Genomic DNA, 26,223 nt, shown 5'->3' on the forward strand with positions numbered 1-26,223 from the left:
AATATTTACATAATTTTACCATAAAAAGACCTCTGCGGGAAAGCAGAGGCCATTCTTATTTATACGTTAAATACTTCACATAATCCTTCCAGCTTACAGCTTTTACACTGTTCCAGCTTGGCAGCTCCAATGGGAGAGGAAGGAAGGTTTGTGTTCCTTCGTATTTTAATTCCTCCTCTACCACCACGGTGTCTGTCGGAAGACCATTCACAATTGCATGATTTTCTAGTTGGAAAGGTACTGTAACAGGTGTGACTGTAAGCCTCCCTCTCTCATCCAATGTGTAAATAGCTTTTTGTTGTTCTACGGTTGCTAGAAGCCATGTGGATGGTACTCTCACCGCATCTGTTGCTTCATCTGTAACAAAGACGGTGTTCACATTTGCTGCAAACGGTATTTCATCTAGCTGCTCCGTGAGACCTACTTGGATTTCATAGAGCGGTTTATCGTAACGCTTGTCAAACTGCTCGAGGGCATTCAGCCATTTAGAAGTATCCACCGGTACCGTTGATTTGCTAATGAGGGAGCCCTCTAACACGCCTTCTACATGTTCAGAAAAACCACTAACTTGCTGACCTTCCTCTAACTCGTGCCAATCCTTTTCCTCTACGTAAGTTACAAGGGATTTTTCATTCGTGAAGATTTCAATTAAATATTTTCCATTCTCTTCTTGAATCGAACCGATCGTTCCTTCCACTGGACTCACTATGGAAAGATCTCCGGCAGGTTGGCTTAGCTGAGACCGCACAATCTCTAATTGCCTTTCAATCTCCAGTAGCCTTACCTCGGTTTCCGCAATTGCCTGAGCAAAATTTCCATCTTGGGAGGCACTCACATCTACTTGGACATTTACGTCCATTTCACCATCCCCAGTGTTAGCTGTCGAGGTGTTACTGTCGCTAACCGTACCAGGAGTAGAGGCTCTTTCAGATTCCAATCTGCTTTGAAGCTGAAGAAGCTGTCCTTGCTCGATCTGGTAAGCCTGCTGCTGAGTTTCCCATAAAGAACGCTGTTCATCCTCATAGGCTGTGTTCAGCTGTGCAAGCTCCATTTCCGGTTGCACAACATCTCCTTCAGAAACTAGTAAATTATTTACCTTCTCCATTTCGATAGCCACACGGACAATATCGGTTGGCACAATTACTGACTCTTTTTCTAGCTCCTTCACGTATGTGTTATGAGAAGGCCGGTCAAATTCCTCAATATAGTAGGTTCTTTCAATTTCGCTTTTCTCATCAAATAGTAATATTGCATTTGTCGCCACTAACGAAGATACAACAATTGCAATGCCAATTGCATACCATCTATTCATTTATATACCCTCCTCGATCCATTTAGTAATTGGGAGGACTTCTATACCAGCAGTGAGCACTGCTAGAATTACCTGGATGGCAATGAGAATCAGGAGCACATTTCGTGCGGACATATCTGTGAACGATTTGAGGAACTGATACTGAATAGCAACGATTAAGGCTACTGTAATTGAAAAATGGTCAAATAGCGCAATAATATACGGTTGATCTAAAAACACTGCCGCCATAGGCCCAAATGATAAAACAGAGTAATCAGTTGTATAGCCTACGATTGCATATAGAAAAAAGTTAAATGCTTTTTCCATCACCAGGATACTTACTACAAACAGCTGAATTACCGCCACCTTGGATAGGTCGATGGTAAATATTTTATGTAATAAATAGGAGATTCCGAAAAAGAAGAAGGCAAAGTATAGCATTGCCGATAAGATTGCCCCAATTACAGAAACGAGTCTTGCGATGATATAAGTATCCTCAAAGCCTTTTACAAATAAGTAAGTTAAACCCTCTGTATGCATGCCCCATACATCTCGTAGTGCAAATAATAGTGCCGTCAGCAAGGCCACTATCCACACTCTACTTCGGAAGCCACGCATAGTAGCGTCATTCAAGGAATCAATCAAGTCTCCTTGATGGAAAAGATGCTTCCAAAATTTAAATTCAAAAAACATTCCTTTGCCCTCCTATAGTTGAACAGTTATCTCTACGTACGCTCCAGCTTCTAAAATTTTACCAGACTGAGAGATTTTTGGATGAACCAACAGTATGTATGCTGCTCCATTATCTAATAAATTTGTCGTCTTAACAATTAGTTGGTTACGGGTAATTTTTTTTACCTCAATTGGTAAATGTTCGGAGTCGCCAAGCTTTATTAATTCGACCTTTGCTTTTTTGTCTAATTGGATGCTCCCAGAGAAAGTAATCGTGAAATCTTTGTTTGGCGGAACCAGCTTCAAAGGTTTCATTTTTTTATAACCCTTTTTTCCTTCCACCAATGAATCTAGATGTGCTTGCAGTAGTTCATTCCCTACCACTGTCTTTCTATGTGGGGCTACCCCTCTTCCATTAATCAATGTACCCTTCGGACCGCTAAAGGACGCAATCGTCAACTTTAGATAAGACCCATCTGATAACGGATAAAAGCCTTGCATACTGCCTTTTCCATAGGTTGTTTGTCCATACAGGATGGCTGATTTTTGGTCATGCAAAGCTGCTGCTGTCATTTCCGAAGCACTTGCACTTGCACCATTAATCAATACCCTCGTGTTCGCTGGAAATAAAGAGGATTGCTTTTTCGAACGAACCAGCAGCTCTCCTAACCTCGTGTTCAATGTATAAGCTTGCGGACTCATTGGAAACAACCCTATCAGCTCTTCAGCTGTTTCTACGTATCCACCGCCATTATTGCGTAGATCTAGGATGAAGGAAGTAGCACCTTCCCCCTCCAATTCTTTCTTTGCCTCTAGCACCAGCTTCGCTCCATCATCCGAATAGGAGCGAAGAGATATGTACCCTACATTTCCCGCCAAGAGCCTTTTCGTGACTACTGGCAGGCTATAGCTTTTCCGAGTAATTATGTATGTTCTTCGTATGTCTGAGCTTTTTTGTACGAGGAGCTCGACCTTTGTTCCTTCCTTCCCCGTTATATAAGAAGAGGCTTGTTCGACGGCCATGCTACTGGTAGAAACTCCATTTATAGAAAGGATAAGATCACCTGCTTCCAGACCAGCAAGGTCAGCAGGAGCATCTTCAAACACCTCTACTATTTCTATCCCGTTCTCAATAGAAGTGATTGCCACCCCTATGCCTACCGTTTGATTGTTGATAGAGCCATGGTAGCTTTCATATTCCTCTTTTGTAAAATAGGCAGAATATAAATCTAGCTCGTTTATAATTGCATGAATGGAGCTATATGCTTCTAAATTCTTTGGTAGCTCACCAGCATAATTTTCTTTGATAATACTTTTTACTTCATCAAGAGGAGCCGCATGCACCGCAAATGATGAAAAAACCATTGCTATCACTAGCAAGAGACTAGTTAAACCAGAAATCCTTTTCATGTAATTCCCTTCTTCCATAATTTATAAACCTATCATAACTTAAATTATTTCGAAATTCTTATATTTTTGCGTCAATCGGCTTGTTTTACTTGCATTTTTTTACAAAATTAAGCTTAAATCTTGAACGAAAAGTCGTAATAATGATAGGAATAGAAGAATATCTTGAAGCAATCGGGCTTGTTTGCTGATTCTGAAAGCCTATTCCAACACTCCAGGACAATCTGTTACTATAAAAAAAATTGTGAATTTGTCTAAATTGTTAAAAAGTGGGTATCCTATCTGTAACTTTTTAGGTTCTACTTCGACCTATACATTAAGAATGGTCAGCTTGTCCATTTTACTCAGACGAGCAATACCGAATGAAACAAACAACGGGGACATATATAAAGATGTTTACTTTCCTATCCGGAAAGAATTTGTTAAAGAAGGAGAACGGGGAAATGAAATTTAATAAATTTGGATTTAATTGGGGGGACATTATTTTTGGTATCCTTGGTTCTAGCGGATTTATCTTGTTCCTTTACTTTTTTACATCCTTTTCCTAATTATCACACATAAAAACACCTACACGAAAATGTTATTCGTTAGGTGTTTTTTTAAGGAGTCAGTTTATTCAACTTCATATCCTCCTGTAGTAGATTCTTTGATTCTTTGCAACTTATCAAATAGTGCTGCGTCTTTGTGAAGCAAAGCATAATCTATCATTCTGTCATAGTTTTCTTCCTCAAGCTGCTCAATTACTTCATGTACTCCCTCATTCATAATACTGCTTGATTCACTGCCTCCTTTAGCAATGATCACTTGTAAATGAGCATGTATATCAGAGACAAGGAGTAACTGGTATAATGGCAGACGAATAAATCGGTTACCTTTTTGGAAAACAAACACTTCAGACAAGTTTTCTACTTGTAGCGACTGTGAGTTGATAATAATCTCTTTTCCTTCTACAGGTACAAAATGAAATAGTTCATCCTCTTTACGTAAGGAAAAATACTGATAGGCAAATACTAATCTTATCCTGTCTCCTTCTAGCTGCGTGTAGCAAGGCTGCATCAATTGCACAAGTAACATATGGCCTCAACCTCCCCCTATTTTGAATTTTCAGATTTCTAATAGTATATCATAAAAAAGTTTTACCGTGTAGTTTATTTTTACCAAATAGTGGTTTTTCATTTTTGCGGATCAATGCTATCCTTCCTAACAGTAATTATGGCATCGTTCGCTCGTTATTCAGGATAACTTGCGATGGAATGAATTCATTTGTACGCAGCTTCTCCTTCTTGAAATCCCTGCACACTAGTATAAGCGAATAACCACTTGTCCACTCTTTAGCGAAGGCACTTCCCCCTTAAGAAAAGCGAACACAATTCTGTGCTCGCCCCTATTTAATTCACTACTATTCTATTTTTATGCTCTTCTCTTCTTTTGGAATAGGTAAAGAAGCCTATCTTGGTAGAACTAAATTTAATAAGAAATAACTTAAAAATCTTATCCAGTACCTCTTGGTTGTTTGGCTCCTCCTCTCCCTCAATAATAAAAGAGAGCGTGTTGCGTAAAAAATTGATATGTAAATCGTAGATGACAAAATCCTCTGTAACAATCATTGGGATTTGTGCGATGCTTGGAGTGGAGCTTTCTACGATGTATTTGACATAGCCCATTCTTCTTCCAATAATTCTTACATTTTCTTGCTTCCTAAAGGCATCAAAATCTAGAGAATCTACTAAAGAGGGTATATAAACCTGTATTCTTTCTACTATCGTCGCATCCTTTCTGTATATCATATTACCTATTAATTTTATAATATAATCCATTCTGAATTTTAAAAATCTCCAATTTGGCGATTTTTCTCTCTTTCCCTCCTACTTTCGCTATTCTTGTGGCATTGTAAGGAGGATGAACCATGGCTTTTCACGAACATATTAGAGCATATAGAGAGCAGCTAGAAATAACACAAGTGGAAGCAGCTAAAAGACTTGGCATTGATCATTCAGTCTTATCTAAGTATGAGAAGGGCGTTCTTTCTATACCTATCTACTTGTTACCTAAATTCGCTGAGGTCTATTCCATCCCTGAGCATCTATTTACCCAAATGATTCTAGATAAGTCTTTGAAAAGCAGAGATCCTGGATTAGAAGCCAGAGAAAGCAGAGCTCGCTATATCCAAAATTTCCAGGAGGAAGTTATCTCAAAGCTAATCCACATGAAAGAATTCCGAGATTTATCTCAGCAAATACTTGAATCATCTACCAATGATCAAGAAATTAAGCAATATATTAAACAGTTGAAGAAGCTGTAAACGCTATTACTTAGTTCATTCTATTAGTAATAGCTTTTTTATTTCCCTTCGTCTCCCTTTTAATAAAGACCTTTTAAACGTATAATGGAAGGACAGCCTTTTTTACAATAGGAGAGATTTCATTTGAACCTAACCTCATACCAAAAACTTGCTTCTCATTACGAGCAGTTCATTGATGAGTCTTTAAATAATATAAAATCCAAGCTCCAATCGAATGTTTCAGAAGATGAGGAGCTTGTTAGACGTGCAGCCTTTTTTGTGAGAAACGGTGCAGTCTCTATAACCAATTACCACTCGAAGGAGAATCGAATTGATTTTGTTATTCGAGACGTTTCCAATGTTGAAGTACAATATTTCCCGGTGGAAGACTCCAAGCATTGCCAATGTAATTTGGTGAAACCATGCAGACATATGGTGGCAGCTATCTTTTATTTATATCAACATAATAATTCTTTGTCCTCTTGGGTTTCTGATTGGCGTTCTTCTGCCGATGCAGTTCAATTGAATCTGCTCCGGAATGACAGGTCTCCAGAAGGCTGGGGACTTCTCGTGGAAACATTTTTCCGTAAATTCATATCAAACTATCCTCCAGCAAGCTTTTATCTCTTAGAGTTTGCCATTCATGATTTAAAGATCCAGGTAAGGAAATCCAAGCCGTTTGAACGTGAATGGCAGCCCATCTTTGATGCCTTTGTCAATCTGTCAATACTAACGAAGGTTTGGCCATATTTGAGACAATATGAGGATTCCAATATGCGGAACCGAGTACTTCATTTTTTGAATGAATCGATGGAGGAATTGGATGAAAATCTTTCCCAGTTAGCATCTAAGCCAAGATTGTTTGCTGCGGATACCTTTTATGACAAGATGATGGAAACGGTCCGCGCCTTCTATTTTAATACAGATGGCTTGCTAACCTATCGAAAGCATGTTTATCTTGCGTTTTGGGAGGCTTTGGTCACCAATAAAGCTAAACGCCTGGAAGAGGTAAAGTATCTCCAAGACTTTGAAAAATCCGAGGATGGCATGAAGCTAAATATGGTATTGCCTTATTTCTACTTAACCCTTTCCATGACGGACGAATTGCTAGAGGCTGCAGAGGAGATTGATCCTTACCAGCTGATGGAGTGGGTCACTGTATGTGAAAAGGCCCTACAGCTTAACCAGAAGGTATTAGCAAATGACCTTTCTCGAAAGCTTTTAACTCCTATTTCCTTTTATATGAAAAATATAGCCGAAAATCCTACACGCGTTATGCTAATTCGCCGGCTGGAGCTTTTATATAGTCAAGTGCAGCTTAAATCGGAGGAATTGGAGAAACTCTATTTATCCTTTGGCTTGTATGGAATTCAGTCCTTTTCCCAGCTATTACTAGAGCAGAAGCGATATAGAGATTGGATGGCCTTGCATCAGTCTGCTAATTCTTCACTTGAATATGCAGAAGCATGTGGTCTTTCGATTGTGAAGGAGGAAGCACCTGAAGTCTTATTGCCTCTCTATCATCACTATGCCATTAGATATCTTCAAGAGAAAAACCGTTATAGCTATAAGCAGGCCGTAAGGGTTTGGAAGAAGATGAAGCAAGTTGCCAAGAAATCGAACCAGAAAGATTTTTGGAATGACTATGTAACAAACCTAAAAGAAAAATATCGCAGGCTACGTGCCTTACAACAAGAAATAGAGAAGGGAAATCTATTATTATGAATAAGCCTTTATCTATTACACAGGAAATTTCTCTACACATTGAGCCATTAAATAACGGGGGCTTTAAAGTCATCTCCCATGACGCACCTATAGAGCAATGGGTACAGACACTCTTTTTAGAGCATCGACCAAGCTTCTTTGGCTTGAATGCTCAAATCGAAGAAGATGCACTAATATTATCTCCCCTTGAGCTAGTAGAGGTGTTTTCAGCAGAATCTCACCCATTTGTATCCTTTTATGGGGTGGATCAAGCTTCTTCCGAATGGCTCTCCTCGTTTAAGGAATCGGCCAGCAAATGGAAGTCCCCTGAGCTTTGGCATCAGTTGCAGCTAAAGGATGAAGACTTACACGTATCAGATTCCTTTGCTGGCAATGATTCAAGGCTACTAGAATATGCTGTTAAGCAAAAGTTGTTTCAAGTAGGGCTTACAGTAAATGATTTACCTGCCCTTATCCCGTTCTTTCAACAGGGGGGATGGCCGCTTACTTCTAAAACAAACCACCCCGTACTGTCAGTCGCTTTGAGATTATCAGAACCTGAGGGGCTGGACGATACCTGGTTATTGGAGACTGTTGTCCGTGGAAATAAAAGCAACACATACTGGGCACCTTCGTTTCGTAAAAAATCATCGCCGATTGAACAGGCGTTACCTGATAAATGGAAAAATTATCGTGATTTCATCTACGAAACACAGCAAAATATTTTTTCCTTAGTCACTGCAGTGGAGCCAGTTGAGCTAGACTCCTTTTATTCCTCCTCCCTGTCAGACGGAGAGGTACGTAAGTTTCTTCGCGACGATTTAGTTAAGCTGCAGGCACTTGGCTTTGAAGTTGTATTACCTGCCTGGCTTAAAACGGTCAAAGATACAAAAATGAAAGTGAAGACGATTGCTAAAACTGCTAACACATATAAAACTTCAGCAGGATTAAATGAAATCCTTCAGTTCAATTGGAGCTTTTCACTAAACGGTCAGGAAATTTCGGCAGACGAGTTTCAAAAGATTGTAAACGAGAACCGTTCTTATATCCAAGCAGGGAATGAATGGTTCCGTATAGACGCTAATTGGATGCACCAGATCAGGGAGCTTATGAAGCAGTCAGAGGAGGAAAATTGGACGGTTAAGGAGCTCCTCTTCCGAGAAATTCCAGAAGAAATAGCACTTGCGCTGGATGAAGAAGATGCAGAGGAAGATCCGCTCTTCCAGTTTGAAATGCAGCAATCCTTAAAATCTTTAATGGAGCAGCTTTCCGAAAAGAAGGGCTATCCTCCAGTTGAGGTGTCGAAAAATCTCTTGACCGAGCTACGCCCTTATCAGCAGCAAGGCCTAGACTGGTTAGTATTTATGCGAAATGAACAGTTTGGCGCCTGCCTTGCAGATGACATGGGATTGGGGAAAACGGTTCAGCTTATTTCCTACCTACTGCATGTTCATGAAGGCGCACCACAGGAAGCACCGTCTCTTATCATCTGCCCAACCTCCGTATTAGGTAATTGGCAAAAAGAGCTTACGAAATTTGCTCCTTCCCTAAAAGTAGAGACTCATTATGGTGCAGGTCGTACTAAGAAGATTGATCTGTCCGCCGACGTGGTCCTTACTACCTTTGGAACAGCAATGCAGGACATTGAATCATTAGAGTATATTACTTGGTCTAGTGTCACTTTAGATGAAGCTCAAAATATAAAAAATATGCATACGAAGCAATCTAGAGCTATTCGGAAGCTTGCAGGTAAGCACCATATTGCCCTTACCGGAACGCCTGTAGAAAATAGACTATCTGAGCTCTGGTCCATCTTTGACTTTATACACAGAGGTTATTTAGGCTCTTTTCGGAAGTTTCAAGAGGAGTTCATTGCGCCTATCGAAAGAGATAATTCCGAAACGACGAAGCATAAGCTCCGCTTAAAAATCCAACCGTTCCTACTTAGAAGAACCAAGCAGGACCCTGAGCTCTTGCTAAACTTACCTGATAAGCTGGAACAAAAGGAATATTGCGGGCTTACTACCGAGCAGGCAGCTCTTTATGAATCGCTTATTCAAGAAACTGTTAGTAAGCTAGATACCCTTACAGGCTTTGAAAAGAAAGGCTTAATCTTAAAAATGCTTAGCAAGCTTAAGCAATTATGTAATCATCCCGCACTGTACTTAAAGGAACCTTTTGATGAAGCGGAGGAAATGCTCGAACGTTCTGAAAAGCTTGCTCGAATTGTAACGCTCGCTGGAGAAATAGCTGCACGTGGCGAACAATGTCTCATCTTTACTCAATATATTGGTATGGGGCATTTGCTACAGCATTGTCTAGCAGAAATGTATGATATCGATGCTCCTTTTTTAACTGGAAGTATGCCAAAAAACCAACGTGACCATCTGGTGGAGGCTTTTCAAGCGAAGGAGTTCCCAGTTTTCTTACTTTCCTTAAAGGCAGGAGGAACAGGCTTGAACTTAACAGCTGCTAACCATGTCCTCCACGCCGATCGTTGGTGGAATCCCGCTGTTGAAAACCAAGCAACTGACCGAGCATATCGAATCGGCCAAGTTAACTTTGTGCACGTCCATAAATTTATAACGATAGGAACAATTGAAGAGAAAATTGATAAATTGCTGGAGGAAAAGCAGTCTCTTTCTGAGGAATTAATCCATTCCAGTCAGTGGATCACTGAAATGTCTGATGACGAGTTAAAGAATCTGCTCACGCTTACTATCTAGATTATGTAACCTGGCCTACCATAGGTCAGGTTTTTTGAATTGGTTGCGGCCATTCAAATTTCTATACTGGAACTTTATTTGGTATTGGAAATTCAAAATTACTTGTACTTTTGTCCTCTGGTCCTTCTTCTCTCTTTTTAGTAACTAAAAATCTTATTTCCTCCACTATTACCTCTGTTATAAAAACTCTCGTCCCATCTCCTTTCTCATAGGATCTTGTATTTAGCCTACCAGTTATACCGACTAGCGAGCCTTTTCCACAATATTTAACAGTTGTTTCCGCTATTTTCCCCCAAATAGTACAAAGGACAAAATCCGCTTCGTCTTGCTTATATCCTTTGTTTACAGCTATAACAAAGCTTGTCTGAACCCTCCCTTCTGATAATTGTTTCAGCTGCGGTGCCTTCGTCATCCTTCCGATTAAGGAAACTGTGTTCACTAACTCACCTCCTTCTAGGACAATAATAGAAAAGATATAAATTGTTTGCAAAAGTCAGTAATACTGTTTTGGACCCTTTTATTAGTTGATAATTGAATTTTAAAGCATAGTTGTTTGGCTGGAGCTCACCAGAACAATCTTTTGTCAAAACAAAAAAATGATTTTAGTAGTTTTGATATTATTTTTCCATCGCAGCTCCTATGTTATAATGAAACACAATAGTAATCTAAAGGGGGTTGGCTAATGAAAACATTTAAAATGATTTCAGTTTCTCTCATCCGCAACAATGAAGAAACCCCGATTTTTCTTGAAGACGGTATTGTAATTAATCAAGAAAATACTAGTCGTTCTTGGATTTTGGAATTATTTATTGATCAAAAGTATGAAGAATTTTTTAATGATTTAAAGGAGTCCAACGAAATTTTCGTCGTAAAGGTTGTTATTTCCTATCCAGAGAATGAGCCGGCTCATTTTGAGGTTGCCACATACTCTGTGAAGCATATTGGGGACCATTTATCTGTTTTACTTAGAGGGACTTTAAAACGTGCAAGAAGGAAATACGCTGAATCATTACTTGCCGATTTGTTAGAAGAAGGGCTGAGCGGGGAAGAGCTATTAGCAAAGTTTGAAAATGATATGAAAACCAGACCATCTTTAAAACGAGATAAAAAAGGCTGACGCTCATGACAAAATGCTCTCCAATTGTTAGAAGCATCTAACAATTGGAGTTCAGTTCATGAACAGTCAGCATTTTTAATTATTTATTATTACTTTCGCCATTCTTTACTTGAGGTTCTTTTACATTTGTCTCATCCATGACACCGTCACCATTGTTATTAATGGTGTTGTTTTCATTCGTGTCATTATTATTGCCATTCATGGTATCACCAATATCCTCGATAGCATCGTCGACTCCTGCGCCATTACCCATCCCGTTATTTCCGGAACCTTCTGCACCGCTTGCACCGTTCTCATTCATAGCATCGTTATTTGCAGGAGAATTGGTATTCACGTCATTTCCGTTGTTTACGTCTTCAATCGGTGTTTCATTATCTGAAGGAACGTTATCGTTATCGTTATTATTCCCACAGCCAACTAACAGTACTGAGCATAATGCTACAGCAGGAACAGCTTTTTTCCACATAAAAAAATTCCTCCTCTTCAAAGTTAACCGTCACACTTTTCATGTGACTTACGATAGGTTAACCAGGAAAAGAAGGAACTATCCATTTGCAATTATGCCTGTTTTTCCATTTCTTTAAGCAATGATTCCACGTATAGCGCTTCTGCTTTACATCCATATTTATAGTGAGTGTTCAATTTGTCTTGTTTGGTTTCTATGGAAGCAATTAAATCCTCATGAACAGGCTCAGATAAGATTTTTTCAATAGTAGCATTGATTTTATTGGCAATTTCCGCATGAAACTCTTGGCTTTCCTTTACCTCTAAAGGAACCTTCTCATACCATGACGCTGATTCTTGAATATAGCTTTGCCAGCTTTTAATAAAATCTTCTATGCTAAATAACTTTTCATCCCATCCAATTTTCGCCATATACAGTTCAAAAGCTTTTGATATAGATCGTGTTATACTGCTTTTGGTTCCTGTTGGTAACTCATGATACATTAGTTTACAGCCTCCTTACATGTCTCTCATTTTTTCTCTACTACTGGTCCTAACGCAAATAGGATGTCTGTTTCACAAACAATCTCTCCATCTACAGTTGCAACACCGTGACCTTTTCCCATTGGTCCACGTAGCTTGGTTAATTCTACCTCTAGCCTAAGCTGGTCTCCAGGTTTCACCTGACGCTTAAAACGGCAATTGTCTATGCCTGTGAAGAAAGCTAATCTTCCTTTGTTTTCTGGGATTTGAAGTACTGCTACAGCACCTACTTGGGCTAGCGCTTCCACGATAAGAACACCTGGCATTACTGGGTAACCAGGGAAGTGACCATTAAAAAACTCTTCGTTTATTGATACATTTTTTAAACCTACCGCTTTTTTTCCTTCTTCGATTTCCAATATCTTATCGACCATTAGAAATGGATATCGATGAGGTAAAATTGCTTGTATTTGTTCTGTAGATAGCATGGAATCGCCTCCAAATGTTATTTTCCACTTAAAATATCAAAGATATGCTGATAGGTTTCCCACTTCAATGCATCACTTGTAGAACCTTCTCCTATGACCCCGTAACCAACAATAAGCCCTACAGCTGCTGCAATCCCAAGAAGGATGATTACAATGATGATACGCAACCAGATTGGGATTAAGCGAATTTGAACCCATTTTGTGGGCTTATTCGTTTCCTTCTCTTGTTTTCGCTTTTCTGTAAGTTCCGCTCTACGCTGTTGTCTGCCAGTTCCTTTACCTTCTTCTGTCATACACCTGATACTCCTTACTGGAAAGTTTAGCGTATACCATTAATAAGGCCCATCATTTGGTCAGCAAGTGAAATAGAACGTGCGCTGAATTGGTATTGACGCTGCGTTGCCATTAGTTCTGTTAATTCTTTTGACATATCAACATTAGAAAGCTCTAATACGTTGTTAGTTAACGAAATTTGCTCTCTCTCTGCTCCTTGAAGATTAGAGAGGACATCTTCTTGGTTAACCCCTAACTCCTCTAAATTGTTTGGGAGTCCAATATAGGTAGCAGAAATATGCTCCATGAATTGTGGCTTCTGTAATACAGAAATACCTAGCTCTCTTTGAACGGAAGTACCGTCTGCATAACTAGCAACCAACACTCCTCCATCCTGTACGGAAAAGCTTTGTACACCTTGTGGAATATTTATAGGTTGTCCATCAGCACCAGCTATCGGGTAACCATCTCCTGTAACAAGCATAAGTGACCCATTTTCCAATGGAGAAACATAAAAATTCCCTTGACGTGTGAAAGCCATTTTTTGTCCTTCTCCGTCTGGCATAATCACTTGAAAGTATTGTTTTGGAGCCTGAAAAGCAAAATCTAGGTCTCTCTCAGTAGATTGAATGCTGCCTTGCTTCCAATTCATTTGTGCTTGTGCTAATGAAGCACCTACTCCATAACGAATCCCTACAGGAGACTGACGATCTACCTTATCTAGTTTATCGTTATTATATTGCTGATATAATAGCTCTTGGAATTTTGCGTCCTTTGCTTTGTAGCCATGAGTGCTGGAGTTCGCTAAATTGTTACCAATCACGTCTAGTTGGCTTTGAAGCTGAGACATTGTGTTGGTTGCAGTGATCATTGTACGTAGCATCCAAGCACACCTCCTTCTTTTCTAGTACCCTTTATCTGGACTTTGCTACTAATTAACGCGGCCCACTTCGTTAACAGCCTTTTGCATGCTTTGATCATACGCTTGAAGTATTTTTTGATTAGCTTCAAATGAACGATAGGCTGCCAGCATTTCCGTCATCGTCTTTGCTGCGTCTACATTTGAGCCCTCAATAAATCCTTGTTGCATGGAAAAGCTTACGCCATCTACCTCATAAGCTGAAGGAAGATTATTGCCTTCCACCGTTCTAAACAAACCATTGTCTTGCTTAAGAAGACTTGCTGGATTCCCTGAATAAGATACGCCAATTCTTGAAACTGACATATCATTCACAAATAACTGTCCATCATCTCCAACACGGAAATCATCATTCGCTAGGAGAATACGTCGCCCATCCTCGTCTAGTACATATAACCCCTGTGCATTCGTTAAATAACCACTTGCATCTAAGGTAAAGTTTCCGTTTCTTGTATATGCCTCGCCTCCATTTGGATGCTCTAGACGGTAGAAGATTGCTCCCGTTTGTCCAGTGGCTTCGTCTGTCGGCAAAACACCATTGATAAGTGCAATATCTGTATTGATATCTGTTTGCTTTAATTGCCCTTGCGTCTGCAATGCAATCGTTTCTTGCATATAAACGCCTGCACTAATAGCACCTACTGGAGATGCATACTTACCACTTACCTTATCCTCCGTAGGAATGCTTGCAGAACCTACTCTAGAGAGGAGCATATCTGGGAAAGAACGAATCGTAGTTTGGTCGGCCTTATACCCTGGAGTATTGGCATTTGACATATTATTTGTTAGCAGCTCTGTCCGGCGTTGCTGTGCAATCATACCGGAGGCTGCAGTTTGGAATCCTCGAAACATGAAGGAGCCTCCCCTTATCTTCTTCTGATTTTATCAATATTATCTAACATAATCCCAGTTCCAACAGCTACGCAGTCCATTGGATTCTCTGCAACAAAGACAGGTACTTTTAGTTCTTCCATCAATAAATGATCCATACCGTGAAGCAATGCGCCTCCACCAGTAATGATTACCCCGCGATCAATAATATCCGCTGATAGCTCTGGAGGAGTTTTTTCAAGTACATTTTTAGCCGCTTGTACGATAACAGATACTGACTCTCGAAGTGCTCTTTGTACTTCCTCCGAACGAATCGTAATCGTTCTTGGTAGACCTGTCACCATATCTCGCCCGCGGATGTCCATTTCCTCATTACGGCCTTCTGGAAATACAGTTCCTATTGCAATTTTAATACTTTCCGCTGTTCTCTCTCCGATCAACAGCTTGTACTCTTTCTTGATATATTGCAGGATATCGTTATCAAACACGTCCCCAGCCACCTTAATAGACTCGGAAGTAACGATATCACCCATTGATAGCACTGCTACATCCGTTGTACCACCACCGATATCTACTACCATGTTGCCACTTGGCTGAAATATATCCATACCCGCACCAATTGCAGCAACTTTCGGTTCTTCTTCTAAATATACTTTCTTTCCGCCTGATTTCTCTGCTGCTTCTCTAATTGCTTTTTGCTCTACACTTGTAATGTTAGTTGGACAGCAAATCAGAATGCGAGGTTTAGAAAAGAAACCTTTTACGTTTAATTTATTGATAAAATGCTTAAGCATTGCTTCTGTTACATCAAAGTCAGCGATAACCCCATCCTTGAGAGGACGAATTGCTACGATATTACCTGGTGTTCTTCCAAGCATTTGTCTCGCTTCCTCTCCTACTGCTAGGACTTTATTCGTATTTCTATCTAAAGCAACAACTGAAGGTTCATTCAAAACGATTCCTTTGCCCTTTACGTGTATTAATACATTTGCTGTACCTAAATCGATTCCAATATCTTTTGCAAACATAAACGGTGTTTCCCCTTCCTGCTATGTATAGTATTTCTAGAATCCGTTATGTATCTAACTTCTAATTTTAGCATACTTTTTCCTTAAAAACACTGTTTTTAAGTGCTTTCAATGGAAAAATAGATCGAATAATATATTTTTTAGAAGAATCTATTAATTTTCTGTCGAATAGGAAAGTTTTATCATGCCCATAAGGACCTTACTATCTATATATCGGCAACATAACAAGAGCATTTGACCTGAAATTTTTGAAAATAGTAGAAAAGAGGATATTCAAAAAGTAATAGCCTTTTTGAATACCCTCCTTCTATTTGGATGAATAGTAAAAGCTACTATCCATTGATAAGGCTCTACTTTTAGCATGCAGAACCTTAACTGTCTTCCTTTCTGGTCTTCCATTTTTGCTTGGTTGCTTCCCCTCCCCGCAAATGGCGAATAGATTTGTGATAGGCTAAGATTTCCTTCACTTCCTTTGCCATTTGAGGATCAACAAGGTGAAGCCTTTCCGTTAAATCCTTATGGACCGTGCTTTTAGAGTGACCAGTTTTGCTCGCTATAGCGCGAACTGTTTTTTTTGTTTCAATTACCATTTCACCTAAACGTAGACATCTATGACGAATCGTTTCGTGCACCAACTCTTCCTTTCGTTAGTAAAGGAACACTTTTCATCAATTTATGCTTTTGTCTAGGCTATTATGAATTAAAATGCTAGTAATGATTCCGGATCAACAAGAACGCCATTCTCAAATACTTCAAATTGTAAGTGAATGCCCGCAGTAGGATTCCACTCATTTTCACTTGTAGTAGCTAGAGACTGTCCTTGCTCTACATTATCGCCTGCTTTTACTAGAATGTCAGTAACAGAGCGATAGACTGTTTTCATACCATTCGCATGAGAGATTACAATTTCATCACCAGAGAATGGGTCAAGATTTACTTCTTCCACTGTTCCGCTTAATGCTGCAACAACTTCAAATGGCTCGTTATTCATAGACAGGGATACACCTGTGCTTGCTTTATACACTTGATTGAACACTAGCAAGGATTTTTCACGGGTCGCCTCATCTGCTTCCACGTTATAGAAATGTTGGACAATTTCCATATTGTCAAGCATCGCTTCCTTGAATGGATACTTCATAGATTCTGCTTTTGCGTTTGTTTCAATTGTCACCTTGTCTGGATTGCTTGCGTCTGTCCACTCTGATTCCTCTGCGACGTCTGTGTCAATAAATGCTGTATAACCCCAAATCATTCCTACAAATGCTACCGAGAAACCAATATAAATTGTTGGCCAGAACCAAGCAGGTTTTTTCGGTTTGTTCTTCTTCTGAGAGCCCTTGTTCATTTGTTCTTCTCTCATTTTCATCACCTCTAGTTGCTATTCTTGGCAAATCAAGGAGATTTTAAACATGGAGAAAAATTTTTTATTTCCGCTCCTGTATAATAATGTAAGAGTATTTCCTTGGCCTCTCTTGAATCATTTGCAAGCACCTGCGCTCCGTATTGGGACATTCCTACCCCATGGCCATAACCCACCGTTTCTACCACTACCTTTTCCGCATGAAAGGTTATTTCAAAGTCTGTAGAAGGCAAGCCAAGCAGGTCTCTGACATCACGACCTGTCCAACTTTTCCCGCCAAGCTCCATCTCTTTCACTCTATTCGAGTCCGTCTTCGTAATCTTCAAGGTATTCCCTAGCCCAGCATTCCATTGAAGTCCAAACGCCTTTGCAAATCGTTCCCCTGTAAACTCAAACTGTTTATTCCTATTCTTGGCATATAACTCTTCATCCATACTTGGAACCGATACTAAATAGGGAATATCATAACCGCTGTAATCGACCGCACTTTCTGTATGTCCATTACTAGTGGAAAAAAACATCGCTGTAATGAGCTGATTTTTATATACGATTACTTGTCCTTCTGTAGCTGCTACTACTGCTTCCAATCTTTTTTCATTCTCTTCAAAGGAGCTGCCCCACTTTTCCTGTCTGCCGGCAAGACTCACATACACCTGCTTCTGGACAGTAGGATCAATCGCCCGTTTGCCGTAATCCGTTTCCCTCAACACATATGTGCGTGCCGCAATCGACTGCGCCTTTAAAGCTTCTTCATGAAAGCTAACCGGCATCTCCGCAGCCACCACCCCAAGCACATATTCCTCCAGTGGTATCTTCTCCTGCTCCCCTTTCACTTCGATTAGAATCGGGCAATCCACTTCCACCTCTGTTACTACTTCTACTACTGCCTTCTCTTTCTCTTTTACCAGCAAGAATGGTAAGAACATTAGACCAATAAAAACTGCAATTAACAATAGAATTCTTTTCATGCAAAGATTATATGCTACAGAGGGAAGTAAGATTCATCAAGATTAACGAATGGGAGAGAATGATCAACCTATCCGAACTCTACCGTGGACACTGGCCATGCCTTTCCACCATTTTGAATGAGAATAAAATCAGGCTATCCGAGAATAAAGCCGGGCCGAACGAGAGTAAACCGGCTGAATGAGAATATACCTTGGCTATCCGAGAGTATAGTTTCACTGAGCGAGAGTAAACCCAGTCTAAGTGAGAATAAATCCTCGCCGAATGAGAGTAAAGGAAGGCACCCCCCAGGAGTAACACCTTGACCAATCCCAAGTGGACTTTGGCCATGCTACTGAACGAGAGTAAAGTCAGGCTATCCAAGAGTAAATCCGGGCCGAACGAGAGTAAACCGGCTGAATGAGAATAAACTTGTTCTATCCGAGAGTAAAGGGTCACTGAGCGAGAGTAAGCCTAGTCTAAGTGAGAATAAATCCTCGTCGAACGAGAGTAAAGGAAGGCACCCCCCAGGAGCAACACCTTGACCAATCCCTTGTGGACACTGGCCGTGCCCTTCCACCATATTGAACGAGAGTAAAGTCAGTCTATCCGAGAGTAAGTCTAAGCCGAACGAGAGTAAACCGGCTGAATGAGAATAAACCTGGTCCATCTGAGAGTAAAGGTTCACTGAGCGAGAGTAAACCTAATCTAAGTGAGAATAAATCCTCGCCAAATGAGAGTAATCCAATTAAATGGCTCACAAGGTTGCTCTCGCAATAAAATTTCTTCAAAATTGGCAAAACCTCTATTTTTAGACCTATTTTGTTGCAAGAATTTATTTTTGCTTCATTTTCTCCCTAAACTAGCCTCCAAATTCCTATTTAGGGTATTTGGTAGAAATTTATATGTATGTTAATGTCTAGATGAGGTGATGGAAATGATAATAAAACCATATCAATCTTCAAGATATAAAGAGGCACTTTTCGCTTTAACTAAGCGGTTACCTAAGACGCATTATAAGTATGGGATTGTATTGAATGAATATCGCCAAATGGTTGCAGGCGATATTGGCGAGGAAATAGTGATGAAAGTATTGGAAAATCTGTCGCTCCCCTACCCTTACTATATTTTTCACAATATTGCATTGAATAGGAAGCCTTTATTTCAAATGGATGTGCTCATGATTACGCCTTATTTTGTTTTGATTCTAGAAGTGAAGAATATAAAAGGACAGATAATGCTAACCGAAAATCCTCAGCAAATGATCCGTACAACTGATACTGGAGAAAAGCATGCATTTGATAGTCCACTTTTGCAGCTTGGTGAATACAAATTTCAGCTTGAGCTATTTCTTCAGAGCCTTCGCATTAATCTGCCAATCTATACCGCAGTGGTCTTCCCCACTCCTATCCATATTGTTTCTACTCCCCAAGATAAAGTTGTTCTAATAAAAAGAGAGATATTACCTTTCGTGCGCTCTCTACCTTCTACACAGTCACTTATTTCGTCAGAACAATTATCTTTATTAAAGGAGCAGATAAAAAAATCTCATCAGGATTTTATTTCTACTCCACTAACTACTCATTTTGCGATATCTCCAGAGAGTATTATAAGAGGGGTCGAATGCTCGGTTTGCGGTGCTTTTCCGATGAGAAGGTCGAAAAGAACTTGGCATTGTGAGGCATGCGGAAGGACAGACCGTCTTGCTCACCAGAGGACTTTGCAGGATTACTTTTATCTCTTTCATACGAGTATTTCCAATAAAGAGTGCCGAGATTTTCTGCTAATAAAAGATATCCATCTTGCCACTAGACTACTGAATCAACAAATCTACCAAAAAACAGGTTGTTATAGAAGCACCAGGTATAATCAAAAAATAGGTAACTAGAATGCTAAATAAGGTCATAGTAATCTGCAACTGCCCATGCAAGAAGTTGGACTATTTGTAATTAAAAAAGCACTATGCAGGAATAACTGCATAGCGCCCAACATATAGTTATATTAAACGAGCTGAACTGCTTTTTCATAGTTTTGACTGCCAATACGCTCGATATCTGCACCAAGTGCTGCAAGCTTTTTGTCAAAATCTACGTAGCCGCGGTCTAAATGATGTAGTTCTGTTACACGTGTGATTCCTTCTGCAACTAGACCCGCTATGATAAGCGCTGCTGCTGCACGTAAATCGGTAGCAGAAACCTCTGCACCCTGAAGGTTAGATGGTGAATCCATCATAACTGAGCGACCCTCGATTTTCATGTTACCATTCATGCGACGGAACTCCTCCACATGCATAAAACGATTTTCAAATACCGTTTCTGTAATAATGCCTGTGCCATGAGCAGTCATCATTAATGCCATGATTTGAGATTGCATATCTGTCGGGAAACCAGGATGAGGCATCGTTTTTATATCCACTGCCTTCAAATTACCTTCTGAGCGTACTCGCAAGCCTTGCTCTTCTTCTGTGATTTCCACGCCCATCTCTTGCATCTTAGAAATTAAAGCTGTCATATGTTCTGGGACAGCATTTTCTATTAAGACATCTCCATTTGTGATTGCCGCAGCAACCATGAAAGTGCCCGCCTCAATTCGGTCTGGAATAATATGATGCTCTGTACCGAATAGCTCATCTACTCCTTCGATACGGATAGTATCCGTACCAGCACCTTTTACCTTGCCACCCATTTCATTAATAAAGTTAGCTAGGTCTACGATTTCCGGTTCTTTTGCTGCGTTTTCAATAATCGTCGTACCTTCAGCAAGCGCTGCTGCTGTCATAATATTTTCAGTAGCTCCTACGCTTGGAACGTCTAAATAAATTTTTGCTCCTTGAAGGCGACCAGTTGTCTTTGCTTCTACGAAACCATGCCCAAAGGAAATTTCAGCCCCCATTGCTTCAAATCCTTTTAGGTGTTGGTCAATTGGTCTTGAACCAATCGCACATCCGCCTGGCAACGCAACACGAGCAAAGCCATTACGTGCTAAAATTGGTCCCATCACAAGAATAGAAGCGCGCATTTTACGTACATATTCAAACTGCGCTTCACTGGATAATTCTTTTTGTGAATCGATAATTACTTCATTTTTATCTGGATTATATTGAATTTCTGTATTTAAGCTTTTTAATACCTCATTGATCGTTAGTACATCCGCCAGAGTCGGTACATCTTTAATTATATTTTTACCTTTTGTTGCAAGTAAAGCTGCTGCTAGCACTGGTAGAACAGCATTTTTAGCGCCTTCCACTCTCACTTTACCTTGTAACCGTCGGCCACCTTTAACAACAATTTTGTCCACTTTGTTCCCTCCGAGTTCAGATTCCTCTCTTATGCCTCTATATAAAAGAAATGTATGTAAGATGTCTAATTTTGTGACTTCAAAACAATAACATCATACAACGTATTTCGACTATATACAAGCATCGAAAACACTATTTTCCTAACCTTATGTTGGTAATTTTACTTAACCTATTATACGTATTACCCAGTCGTTTCGTGTAGATATTTATAAATTACCCTACAAGTTATGACATAAACGTTCACCCAAAAAAATTTCCCAGGAAATATGCGGCGATTCTACATGCTCATACAAACTTGCCCATAATTTGCATGAGCATGTAGGATCGTGTACTTAAAATAAATACTGAAGCTGCGTTGACCACGAGGTTAAATTCAAAAAGAAATTAGCGACTAGTGAGCCGATAACAATACTCATTAAAATAAATAGGAGCTGTGCTTGAAAAACATGGTTCTTTTTAATAAATTTATCTACCATGACACATTGCAGGGCATAAAACGAAATACCAATAAAAAAGATATTTACCAGAATCGCCATGACTGCCTGTTCACCAATAAATAACCCCATTGTCATTGCCTCCTTGTATTTTTTCTTTTCCAATTAAAAAACGGGCAGAGATACACCCGCCCGTTTTATTAACCATTCAAATTACATGTTACCCTGATGTGCGTTGATACGATTCAATGCTCGTCTTAAGGCAAGCTCAGCACGTAGATGATCAGATGTATCTTGCTTGTCTTGTAGACGTTTTTCAGCTCGATTCATCGCTTCTTTAGCGCGGGCTAAATCTATTGTTTCTGCAATTTCAGCTGATTGAGCTAGAATCGTTACCTTTTCAGGACGAACTTCTAGAAAACCACCATTTACTGCAACAAACTGATTTTTACCATCTTTTTTCAACTTTACTACGCCGATTTCTAGCGGAGCAACAGTTGGAATATGTCCAGGTAAAATTCCGATTTCACCTGCTGAAGATTTTGCGATAACCATGTCTACTTCTGAATCGTATACCGGGCCGTCGGGAGTGACAATGTTGACTGTAAGTGTCTTCATATTTTTACCTCCTGGTCCGATTTATTATACTTCTACGCCCATGCTTTTCGCTTTTTCAACAACCTCTTCGATGCGTCCAACTAGACGGAAAGCATCTTCTGGAAGGTGGTCATATTTACCTTCAAGGATTTCTTTAAATCCTTTTACAGTTTCTTTTACAGGAACATATGAACCTTTTTGACCTGTGAATTGCTCAGCAACATGGAAGTTTTGAGATAGATAGAACTGAATACGACGAGCACGGTTAACCGTTAACTTGTCTTCGTCTCCTAACTCATCCATACCTAAGATTGCAATGATATCTTGAAGCTCTCTATAACGTTGTAATGTATATTGTACTTGAGTAGCTACTTCATAATGCTCTTTACCTACAACCTCAGGTGAAAGGGCACGAGAAGTTGATGCTAATGGATCCACTGCAGGGTAGATACCCATCTCAGAAAGCTTACGCTCAAGGTTCGTTGTTGCATCTAAGTGAGCGAAAGTTGTTGCTGGAGCTGGATCCGTATAGTCATCGGCAGGTACGTAAATCGCTTGGATCGAAGTTACAGAACCAGTACTTGTAGAAGTAATACGCTCTTGTAATTGACCCATTTCCGTTGCAAGTGTTGGTTGGTAACCTACTGCTGATGGCATACGACCTAAAAGGGCTGATACCTCAGAACCTGCTTGTGTAAAACGGAAGATATTATCGATGAAAAGAAGTACGTCTGCACCTTGCTCATCACGGAAGTATTCAGCCATTGTAAGACCAGTTAATGCTACACGCATACGTGCACCAGGTGGCTCGTTCATTTGTCCGAATACCATTGCTGTTTTCTTAATAACGCCAGAATCGCTCATCTCATGGTATAAGTCGTTTCCTTCACGTGTACGCTCTCCTACACCAGCGAATACGGAAATACCGCCGTGTTCTTGAGCGATGTTATTAATAAGCTCTTGAATAAGAACTGTTTTCCCTACTCCGGCACCACCGAAGAGACCGATTTTACCACCTTTGATATATGGTGCTAAAAGGTCAACTACTTTAATACCTGTTTCAAGAATTTCAACCTCAGTTGAAAGATTTTCAAATGTAGGAGCTTGTCTGTGAATTGGATCACGACGCTCTTCTGTTGGAATTTCTTCTCCTAAGTCAATAATTTCTCCTAGTACGTTGAATACACGTCCAAGTGTCACATTACCAACTGGAACAGAAATAGCCGCACCAGTATCTGTAACTTCTGCACCACGTTGAAGTCCATCAGTTGATGACATTGCGATTGTACGAACAGAGTCATCTCCTAAATGTAAAGCTACTTCTAATGTTAATGTAGTAGAAGCTTCATTTGGACGTTCGATTGCTACAGTTAGTGCATTATAGATGTCTGGTAAGTGGCCGTTGTCAAACTTAACGTCAACAACTGGACCCATTACTTGTAGTACTTGTCCTTTGTTCACTACTGTTCCCTCCTGTCTTACTTACTATCCTTACTATTCTAGAGCCGCTGCACCGCCGACGATTTCCGTAATTTCTTGCGTAATCGCTGCTTGGCGAGCACGGTTATATACTAATGTTAGGTTGCTGATTAATTCGCTTGCATTGTCTGTCGCACTCTTCATGGCAGACATACGAGCAGCATGTTCACTTGCTTTTCCATCGAGTAATGCACCAAAAATTAGGCTTTCCGCATATTGCGGAAGTAATACTTCTAGAATTTCATCTGCAGATGGCTCAAATTCATAAGAAGCAGTTGTACCCGTTTCTACTGCAATATCCGAAAGTGGGAGTACTTTTTTCTCTGTAACCTCGTGAGAAATAGCACTTACAAAGTGGTTGTAGTACATATAAAGTTCGTCATATGTTCCATCCGTGAACATACCAACAGCTTTTCGCGCTATTTCTTTAATATCGGAGAAAGCTGGTTGGTCTGGTAACCCTACTATTGATCCGATTACATTCGAACCACGTTTAACGAAGAAATCATTCCCCATACGACCGATTGCAAAGATTACATACTCCTCCTTAGAAGCGTGTCTTTGTGCAATTGCATTGGAAACAGTACGTATAATGTTACTGTTGTATGCACCTGCTAATCCACGATCTGCAGTAATGACTAGGTATGCCGTCTTTTTCACAGGACGAGATGTTAGCATTGGATGACTAGCATCATGTGTACCGTTCGCAATAGATGCTACTACTTCTTGTATTTTCCCCATGTAAGGAACATATGACTTCGCATTTTCCTCTGCACGGTTCAATTTGGAAGCAGAAACCATTTGCATGGCTTTCGTAATTTGGCTTGTTTTCTTAGTAGACGTAATTCTTCCTTTTATGTCGCGTAATGATGCCACTGGTATTTCACCACCTTATCGTTTTTTTTCATTCAGATCTAAGAATTATTCAGATTTAGCGAAAGTCTTTTTAAATGCAGTGATTGCATTGTTTAAGTCTTCTTCTGAAGGAAGATCTTTAGTCGTACGAATATGATCTAAAACGTTAGTGTGGTTTGAATCTAACCAGCTGTATAGCTCTGCTTCAAAACGAGAAATATCTTTTACAGGAATATCATCTAAATGTCCGCGTGTTAGAGCGTATAAAATAACAACTTGTTTTTCCACTTTGATTGGATTGTTCAAGTCTTGTTTTAGTACTTCTACTGTGCGCACACCACGGTTAAGTTTTGATTGAGTAGCTGCGTCAAGATCTGATCCAAATTGAGAGAACGCTTCAAGTTCACGGTATGCAGCTAAGTCTAGACGTAGTGTACCCGCAACTTTTTTCATTGCCTTAATTTGTGCTGAACCACCAACACGAGATACAGATAAACCAGGATTGATTGCTGGACGTACACCCGAGAAGAATAGATCAGATTGTAAGAAGATTTGACCATCTGTGATAGAAATAACGTTTGTTGGAATATAAGCAGAGATATCTCCAGCTTGTGTTTCAACGAACGGTAAAGCAGTAATTGATCCCGAACCTAATGTTTCGTTCAATTTCGCTGCACGCTCAAGTAAGCGGCTGTGTAAGTAGAATACATCCCCTGGATATGCTTCACGACCTGGAGGACGACGAAGAAGTAATGAAAGCTCACGGTAAGCAGCTGCTTGTTTTGTTAAGTCATCATATACTACTAATACGTGTTTACCTTCGAACATGAACTCTTCCGCCATCGTTACACCAGCATAAGGAGCTAGGTAAAGTAATGGAGCTGGAGCTGATGCAGAAGCTGTAACTACGATTGTATATTCTAAAGCACCTTTTTTACGTAGTGTTTCTACTACGTTACGTACTGTTGATTCTTTTTGACCAATAGCAACATAGATACAGATCATATCTTGGTCTGCTTGGTTAAGAATTGTATCAATTGCTACAGATGTTTTACCTGTTTGACGGTCACCAATGATTAACTCACGTTGTCCACGTCCAATTGGTACAAGAGCGTCGATCGCTTTAATCCCAGTTTGAAGTGGCTCATGTACAGATTTACGTGCCATAACTCCTTGTGCTGGGCTTTCGATAGGACGAGTCTTAGTTGCTGCAATAGGACCTTGTCCGTCAACTGGTTGGCCAAGTGGATTGACAACGCGTCCAATCAATTCTTTTCCAACAGGTACTTGCATAATACGGCCAGTTCGACGTACTTCATCGCCTTCTTTGATGTCCGTGTATGGTCCAAGGATAACGATACCAACGTTGTTCGCTTCCAAGTTTTGTGCCATACCAAGTACACCAGTAGAGAATTCTAATAATTCTCCAGCCATGACGTTGTCGAGGCCATGAGCACGAGCGATACCGTCCCCAATAGTGATTACCGTACCAACTTCGCTTACTTTCATCTCAGATTCATAGTTCTCAATCTGCTGTTTAATCAAGACACTGATTTCTTCAGCTTTGATGCTCATGTATGTCACCTCTCAT

The 26,223-nt window shown here is 40.0% G+C and carries 27 protein-coding genes; 5 read left to right on the forward strand and 22 right to left on the reverse strand.

Going from position 1 to position 26,223, the window contains the following annotated elements:
- Positions 1-55: 55 nt before the first annotated feature.
- The 5 genes from AC1VU3_RS06195 to AC1VU3_RS06215 all read right to left on the reverse strand — a co-directional run bounded on the left by AC1VU3_RS06195 (position 56) and on the right by AC1VU3_RS06215 (position 5,157).
- Complete coding sequence (locus tag AC1VU3_RS06195) at positions 56-1,312, reverse strand: efflux RND transporter periplasmic adaptor subunit (RefSeq protein ID WP_482983087.1); 1,257 nt, start codon at positions 1,310-1,312, stop codon at positions 56-58.
- Positions 1,313-1,984, reverse strand: a complete 672-nt coding sequence (locus AC1VU3_RS06200; RefSeq protein WP_482983088.1) for a hypothetical protein — start codon at positions 1,982-1,984, stop codon at positions 1,313-1,315. It abuts the gene before it with no gap.
- 12 nt (positions 1,985-1,996) lie between these two features.
- Positions 1,997-3,373, reverse strand: a complete 1,377-nt coding sequence (locus AC1VU3_RS06205; RefSeq protein ID WP_482983089.1) for a S41 family peptidase — start codon at positions 3,371-3,373, stop codon at positions 1,997-1,999.
- Positions 3,374-3,982: 609 nt separating this feature from the next.
- Positions 3,983-4,444, reverse strand: coding sequence for a transcriptional regulator (locus AC1VU3_RS06210; protein ID WP_480389803.1), 462 nt, complete (start codon positions 4,442-4,444; stop codon positions 3,983-3,985).
- A gap of 314 nt (positions 4,445-4,758) precedes the next feature.
- A complete protein-coding gene (locus tag AC1VU3_RS06215; protein ID WP_480389802.1) occupies positions 4,759-5,157 on the reverse strand; it encodes a hypothetical protein in 399 nt (132 codons plus the stop codon).
- A 119-nt stretch (positions 5,158-5,276) separates the two neighbouring features.
- On the opposite strand from AC1VU3_RS06215, the gene AC1VU3_RS06220 reads away from it, so the two are divergent.
- The 3 genes from AC1VU3_RS06220 to AC1VU3_RS06230 all read left to right on the forward strand — a co-directional run bounded on the left by AC1VU3_RS06220 (position 5,277) and on the right by AC1VU3_RS06230 (position 10,081).
- Positions 5,277-5,672 (forward strand): helix-turn-helix domain-containing protein, encoded by a 396-nt coding sequence (locus tag AC1VU3_RS06220; RefSeq protein ID WP_482983090.1) that lies wholly within the window; start codon positions 5,277-5,279, stop codon positions 5,670-5,672.
- 123 nt (positions 5,673-5,795) lie between these two features.
- On the forward strand, positions 5,796-7,376 hold the full coding sequence (locus AC1VU3_RS06225; protein ID WP_480389800.1) for a hypothetical protein: 1,581 nt from the start codon (positions 5,796-5,798) through the stop codon (positions 7,374-7,376).
- Positions 7,373-10,081, forward strand: coding sequence for a DEAD/DEAH box helicase (locus tag AC1VU3_RS06230; RefSeq protein ID WP_482983091.1), 2,709 nt, complete (start codon positions 7,373-7,375; stop codon positions 10,079-10,081). Before AC1VU3_RS06225 ends, AC1VU3_RS06230 begins: the two co-directional genes overlap by 4 nt.
- 61 nt (positions 10,082-10,142) lie before the next feature.
- Here the strand turns inward: AC1VU3_RS06230 and AC1VU3_RS06235 are convergent, their stop codons facing one another.
- The gene (locus AC1VU3_RS06235) at positions 10,143-10,520 is read right to left on the reverse strand and encodes a single-stranded DNA-binding protein (protein WP_480389798.1); all 378 of its coding nucleotides are present in this window, start codon (positions 10,518-10,520) and stop codon (positions 10,143-10,145) included.
- 243 nt (positions 10,521-10,763) lie between these two features.
- Between AC1VU3_RS06235 and AC1VU3_RS06240 the strand changes: the two genes are divergently transcribed.
- Positions 10,764-11,198, forward strand: coding sequence for a YwpF family protein (locus tag AC1VU3_RS06240; protein WP_480389797.1), 435 nt, complete (start codon positions 10,764-10,766; stop codon positions 11,196-11,198).
- Between the two features lie 79 nt (positions 11,199-11,277).
- On the opposite strand, the gene AC1VU3_RS06245 is transcribed toward AC1VU3_RS06240, so the two are convergent.
- The 10 genes from AC1VU3_RS06245 to spoIID form a co-directional block, all read right to left on the reverse strand.
- The gene (locus AC1VU3_RS06245) at positions 11,278-11,664 is read right to left on the reverse strand and encodes a hypothetical protein (protein WP_480389796.1); all 387 of its coding nucleotides are present in this window, start codon (positions 11,662-11,664) and stop codon (positions 11,278-11,280) included.
- 92 nt (positions 11,665-11,756) lie between these two features.
- Positions 11,757-12,146, reverse strand: a complete 390-nt coding sequence (locus AC1VU3_RS06250) for a hypothetical protein (protein WP_480389795.1) — start codon at positions 12,144-12,146, stop codon at positions 11,757-11,759.
- 26 nt (positions 12,147-12,172) lie between these two features.
- Positions 12,173-12,613: a 3-hydroxyacyl-ACP dehydratase FabZ gene (gene fabZ, locus AC1VU3_RS06255; protein ID WP_480389794.1), complete on the reverse strand. Its 441-nt coding sequence runs from the start codon at positions 12,611-12,613 to the stop codon at positions 12,173-12,175.
- 17 nt (positions 12,614-12,630) lie between these two features.
- Complete coding sequence (locus AC1VU3_RS06260; RefSeq protein ID WP_480389793.1) at positions 12,631-12,906, reverse strand: DNA-directed RNA polymerase subunit beta; 276 nt, start codon at positions 12,904-12,906, stop codon at positions 12,631-12,633.
- Positions 12,907-12,932: 26 nt separating this feature from the next.
- Positions 12,933-13,769 (reverse strand): flagellar hook-basal body protein, encoded by an 837-nt coding sequence (locus AC1VU3_RS06265; protein ID WP_482983092.1) that lies wholly within the window; start codon positions 13,767-13,769, stop codon positions 12,933-12,935.
- Positions 13,770-13,817: 48 nt separating this feature from the next.
- A complete protein-coding gene (locus AC1VU3_RS06270) occupies positions 13,818-14,657 on the reverse strand; it encodes a flagellar hook-basal body protein (protein WP_482983093.1) in 840 nt (279 codons plus the stop codon).
- A 14-nt stretch (positions 14,658-14,671) separates the two neighbouring features.
- Positions 14,672-15,664, reverse strand: coding sequence for a rod shape-determining protein MreB (mreB, locus tag AC1VU3_RS06275; protein ID WP_482983094.1), 993 nt, complete (start codon positions 15,662-15,664; stop codon positions 14,672-14,674).
- 371 nt (positions 15,665-16,035) lie between these two features.
- Positions 16,036-16,296 (reverse strand): sporulation transcriptional regulator SpoIIID, encoded by a 261-nt coding sequence (locus tag AC1VU3_RS06280; RefSeq protein ID WP_480389789.1) that lies wholly within the window; start codon positions 16,294-16,296, stop codon positions 16,036-16,038.
- Positions 16,297-16,364: 68 nt separating this feature from the next.
- Complete coding sequence (locus AC1VU3_RS06285; protein WP_480389788.1) at positions 16,365-17,024, reverse strand: peptidoglycan DD-metalloendopeptidase family protein; 660 nt, start codon at positions 17,022-17,024, stop codon at positions 16,365-16,367.
- A 32-nt stretch (positions 17,025-17,056) separates the two neighbouring features.
- Positions 17,057-17,992, reverse strand: a complete 936-nt coding sequence (gene spoIID, locus AC1VU3_RS06290) for a stage II sporulation protein D (protein ID WP_482983095.1) — start codon at positions 17,990-17,992, stop codon at positions 17,057-17,059.
- A gap of 914 nt (positions 17,993-18,906) precedes the next feature.
- Between spoIID and AC1VU3_RS06295 the strand changes: the two genes are divergently transcribed.
- Positions 18,907-19,857: a nuclease-related domain-containing protein gene (locus tag AC1VU3_RS06295; protein ID WP_482983096.1), complete on the forward strand. Its 951-nt coding sequence runs from the start codon at positions 18,907-18,909 to the stop codon at positions 19,855-19,857.
- 113 nt (positions 19,858-19,970) lie between these two features.
- On the opposite strand, the gene murA is transcribed toward AC1VU3_RS06295, so the two are convergent.
- The 6 genes from murA to atpA all read right to left on the reverse strand — a co-directional run bounded on the left by murA (position 19,971) and on the right by atpA (position 26,207).
- Positions 19,971-21,266: a UDP-N-acetylglucosamine 1-carboxyvinyltransferase gene (gene murA / locus AC1VU3_RS06300; protein WP_482983097.1), complete on the reverse strand. Its 1,296-nt coding sequence runs from the start codon at positions 21,264-21,266 to the stop codon at positions 19,971-19,973.
- 333 nt (positions 21,267-21,599) lie between these two features.
- Positions 21,600-21,833: a DUF1146 family protein gene (locus AC1VU3_RS06305; protein WP_480389784.1), complete on the reverse strand. Its 234-nt coding sequence runs from the start codon at positions 21,831-21,833 to the stop codon at positions 21,600-21,602.
- Between the two features lie 81 nt (positions 21,834-21,914).
- Positions 21,915-22,319 (reverse strand): F0F1 ATP synthase subunit epsilon, encoded by a 405-nt coding sequence (locus tag AC1VU3_RS06310; protein ID WP_480389783.1) that lies wholly within the window; start codon positions 22,317-22,319, stop codon positions 21,915-21,917.
- Positions 22,320-22,343: 24 nt separating this feature from the next.
- A complete protein-coding gene (gene atpD / locus AC1VU3_RS06315) occupies positions 22,344-23,759 on the reverse strand; it encodes a F0F1 ATP synthase subunit beta (protein WP_480389782.1) in 1,416 nt (471 codons plus the stop codon).
- A 33-nt stretch (positions 23,760-23,792) separates the two neighbouring features.
- On the reverse strand, positions 23,793-24,653 hold the full coding sequence (gene atpG, locus AC1VU3_RS06320; RefSeq protein ID WP_482983098.1) for an ATP synthase F1 subunit gamma: 861 nt from the start codon (positions 24,651-24,653) through the stop codon (positions 23,793-23,795).
- A gap of 45 nt (positions 24,654-24,698) precedes the next feature.
- Positions 24,699-26,207 carry a F0F1 ATP synthase subunit alpha gene (atpA, locus tag AC1VU3_RS06325; protein WP_480389780.1) on the reverse strand — a complete coding sequence of 503 codons (1,509 nt, stop codon included), beginning with the start codon at positions 26,205-26,207 and terminating at the stop codon, positions 24,699-24,701.
- Between the last annotated feature and the right edge of the window lie 16 nt (positions 26,208-26,223).

The sequence above is a fragment of the Psychrobacillus sp. Z16_25 genome (assembly GCF_056856695.1).

What these genes read in the sequence shown, in the direction of transcription:
- AC1VU3_RS06310 (WP_480389783.1), bottom strand. Translation starts at nt 22,319, where the DNA reads ATGAAGACACTTACAGTCAACATTGTCACTCCCGACGGCCCGGTATAC.
- AC1VU3_RS06205 (WP_482983089.1), bottom strand. Translation starts at nt 3,373, where the DNA reads ATGAAAAGGATTTCTGGTTTAACTAGTCTCTTGCTAGTGATAGCAATG.
- AC1VU3_RS06305 (WP_480389784.1), bottom strand. Translation starts at nt 21,833, where the DNA reads ATGGGGTTATTTATTGGTGAACAGGCAGTCATGGCGATTCTGGTAAAT.
- AC1VU3_RS06200 (WP_482983088.1), bottom strand. Translation starts at nt 1,984, where the DNA reads ATGTTTTTTGAATTTAAATTTTGGAAGCATCTTTTCCATCAAGGAGAC.
- AC1VU3_RS06260 (WP_480389793.1), bottom strand. Translation starts at nt 12,906, where the DNA reads ATGACAGAAGAAGGTAAAGGAACTGGCAGACAACAGCGTAGAGCGGAA.
- AC1VU3_RS06230 (WP_482983091.1), top strand. Translation starts at nt 7,373, where the DNA reads ATGAATAAGCCTTTATCTATTACACAGGAAATTTCTCTACACATTGAG.
- fabZ (WP_480389794.1), bottom strand. Translation starts at nt 12,613, where the DNA reads ATGCTATCTACAGAACAAATACAAGCAATTTTACCTCATCGATATCCA.
- AC1VU3_RS06285 (WP_480389788.1), bottom strand. Translation starts at nt 17,024, where the DNA reads ATGAGAGAAGAACAAATGAACAAGGGCTCTCAGAAGAAGAACAAACCG.
- AC1VU3_RS06245 (WP_480389796.1), bottom strand. Translation starts at nt 11,664, where the DNA reads ATGTGGAAAAAAGCTGTTCCTGCTGTAGCATTATGCTCAGTACTGTTA.
- AC1VU3_RS06220 (WP_482983090.1), top strand. Translation starts at nt 5,277, where the DNA reads ATGGCTTTTCACGAACATATTAGAGCATATAGAGAGCAGCTAGAAATA.
- AC1VU3_RS06240 (WP_480389797.1), top strand. Translation starts at nt 10,764, where the DNA reads ATGAAAACATTTAAAATGATTTCAGTTTCTCTCATCCGCAACAATGAA.
- AC1VU3_RS06195 (WP_482983087.1), bottom strand. Translation starts at nt 1,312, where the DNA reads ATGAATAGATGGTATGCAATTGGCATTGCAATTGTTGTATCTTCGTTA.
- AC1VU3_RS06215 (WP_480389802.1), bottom strand. Translation starts at nt 5,157, where the DNA reads ATGATATACAGAAAGGATGCGACGATAGTAGAAAGAATACAGGTTTAT.
- mreB (WP_482983094.1), bottom strand. Translation starts at nt 15,664, where the DNA reads ATGTTTGCAAAAGATATTGGAATCGATTTAGGTACAGCAAATGTATTA.
- AC1VU3_RS06250 (WP_480389795.1), bottom strand. Translation starts at nt 12,146, where the DNA reads ATGTATCATGAGTTACCAACAGGAACCAAAAGCAGTATAACACGATCT.
- AC1VU3_RS06210 (WP_480389803.1), bottom strand. Translation starts at nt 4,444, where the DNA reads ATGTTACTTGTGCAATTGATGCAGCCTTGCTACACGCAGCTAGAAGGA.
- AC1VU3_RS06265 (WP_482983092.1), bottom strand. Translation starts at nt 13,769, where the DNA reads ATGCTACGTACAATGATCACTGCAACCAACACAATGTCTCAGCTTCAA.
- AC1VU3_RS06295 (WP_482983096.1), top strand. Translation starts at nt 18,907, where the DNA reads ATGATAATAAAACCATATCAATCTTCAAGATATAAAGAGGCACTTTTC.
- AC1VU3_RS06270 (WP_482983093.1), bottom strand. Translation starts at nt 14,657, where the DNA reads ATGTTTCGAGGATTCCAAACTGCAGCCTCCGGTATGATTGCACAGCAA.
- atpA (WP_480389780.1), bottom strand. Translation starts at nt 26,207, where the DNA reads ATGAGCATCAAAGCTGAAGAAATCAGTGTCTTGATTAAACAGCAGATT.
- spoIID (WP_482983095.1), bottom strand. Translation starts at nt 17,992, where the DNA reads ATGAAAAGAATTCTATTGTTAATTGCAGTTTTTATTGGTCTAATGTTC.